The following is a 1,736-nucleotide window of genomic DNA, read 5'->3' on the forward strand; positions in this document are numbered from 1 at the left end:
GATAATGGAGATGTTAGCCCAGTTCGATCCGCTCCTCTACGGGAGCGTTGCCAGGGGAGACGTCAGGCGGGACAGTGACATCGACATCTTCATCCCTGTGAGGGTTCCGAGCTACCTCATCGAGCTGGCCTTGGAAGACCTAGTGAGGCGGAGAAAGATCGTCATGGCAACTCCCTGGCACCTCATCAAGGGCGTCATTAAGATTGACGAGGAGACAACCATCACCTTCCCCCTCATCGAGCCTAATGATAGGGAGCTTGACTTCTACCGCTGGGGTGGGGCTATCGATCTCTGGAGCGTCAAAACGAAGGAGCGCGTTCCCGGGGTGAACAAGAAGCTCATCCTCATCGTCCCGACGGAGAGGGGCCACATCGAGCGCGAGGTCATTGGTAGGGAGAGCGAGGTCGCGAAAACCCTCGGGGTGAGCGTTGAGGTCGTTACGGAGCGCGTCCACGTGCTCACGAGGCGCGACAGGATCGGGAGGACGGGGATCTACATAAACGAGGAGGTTCCGGACTGGATGAGTTTTGAGGAGGCCCTCAAGATAATAGCCGACCGCGACCCCAACGTGAGGAGGAAGGTGAGGGAGCGGGGAGGGGTTTAGCAACCCTTATATCTTTCAAGACAGAAGGAACCTTGGTGGGAGAGCGTGGAAACCGTTAAGGTTGAGGTTCCCAAGGAGTTTGAGAAAAAAGTCAAGGAGTACCTCCAAGAGCTTGAAAAGAGGCGTGAGATTCTGAAAAAGACGGCGGGAATACTGAAAACCGAAAAGTCCGCCGAAGAGCTGAAGGTGGAGATTTATGAGGAGCTTTATGGTTGACTCCACCGTTCTTGTCGAGCACTTGAAGGGAAACCCCGAGGCCACTGAACTTCTTGAGGCTCTCATTGAGGGGGATGCAGAAGGGTATATCAACGAAACCGTTGCCTCAGAAGTCATTTTTGTGTATCTAAAGCTCAAAACTGGCAGGAGCTTTAGAACGCTTAAGAAAAAACCAGATTTGGTCAAAGCGGTCCAAAAAGGACCTGTTTATGAGCTTCTATCTCTGTTCAAGTTTCTCGACACAAACGAATTCGTGTTTGCCATTTCCAGGAGATTGGTCGATGAATACGGCCTCCTTCCCAATGATGCGATGATTGCCGGGGCGGCCCTCTTCTACAAGCTTGATGGGATAATAACTCTCGATAAAGACTTTGAGAACATGGCACGGAACGAGAATCTTCTGTTAATTTTGTCCCTCGAGGAACTCTCAAGGGTATAGCGGACTGTATACAGTACAGCCCTTTATAAACCCGTGTACTGTATGCAGAACAACACCCCAATGAGAGATTCTGGAAAGGGGTTAAAAGGGAAAGAAAATCAGCCCTGACAGCACTTCTCCTTTATGCTCGCCGGCAGGATCTCCTTGAAGCCGGTGTACTTCCAGAGCGCCCTCGGTAGCTTTACAACGCCTTCCTCCGTCTGGTGGTTCTCGAGGATGGCAACTATTGCCCTCGATGTGGCTATTGCCGTTGAGTTGAGCGTGTGGAGGAACTTCGGCTTCTCGTGGGTCTTGTCGCGGTAGCGGATGTTCAAGCGCCTCGCCTGCCACTCGGTACAGTTGCTCGCGGAAACGACCTCGCGGAACTTGCCCTGGCCGGCCATCCAGGCCTCGATGTCGTACTTCTTTGCCGCAACGTAGCCGAGGTCGCCGGTGCAGATGTTGACCACCCTGTACGGGATCTCCAAAGCCTGGAAT

4 protein-coding genes are annotated in these 1,736 nt (G+C 53.1%); 3 read left to right on the plus strand and 1 reads right to left on the minus strand.

The window, feature by feature from the left end:
• The 3 genes from MVG27_RS06980 to MVG27_RS06990 all read left to right on the plus strand — a co-directional run.
• A partial coding sequence (locus MVG27_RS06980) for a nucleotidyltransferase domain-containing protein (RefSeq protein WP_297556420.1) occupies positions 1–604 on the plus strand: 604 nt, incomplete at its 5' end.
• Positions 605–649: 45 nt separating this feature from the next.
• Positions 650–820, plus strand: a complete 171-nt coding sequence (locus MVG27_RS06985; protein ID WP_297556422.1) for a hypothetical protein — start codon at positions 650–652, stop codon at positions 818–820.
• The gene (locus tag MVG27_RS06990) at positions 801–1,259 is read left to right on the plus strand and encodes a type II toxin-antitoxin system VapC family toxin (protein WP_297556424.1); all 459 of its coding nucleotides are present in this window, start codon (positions 801–803) and stop codon (positions 1,257–1,259) included. Before MVG27_RS06985 ends, MVG27_RS06990 begins: the two co-directional genes overlap by 20 nt.
• Positions 1,260–1,357: 98 nt before the next feature.
• Here the strand turns inward: MVG27_RS06990 and MVG27_RS06995 are convergent.
• Positions 1,358–1,736, minus strand: a 379-nt coding sequence (locus MVG27_RS06995; protein WP_366078917.1) for an aminoacyl--tRNA ligase-related protein, incomplete at its 5' end; no start/stop codon positions are given.

The organism is Thermococcus sp., assembly GCF_027011145.1.
In the GTDB taxonomy this organism is placed as follows: Archaea; Methanobacteriota_B; Thermococci; order Thermococcales; family Thermococcaceae; genus Thermococcus.

Excerpts from the sequence above, each read along its gene's own strand:
- MVG27_RS06990 (WP_297556424.1), top strand. The coding sequence starts at position 801 with ATGAGGAGCTTTATGGTTGACTCCACCGTTCTTGTCGAGCACTTGAAG.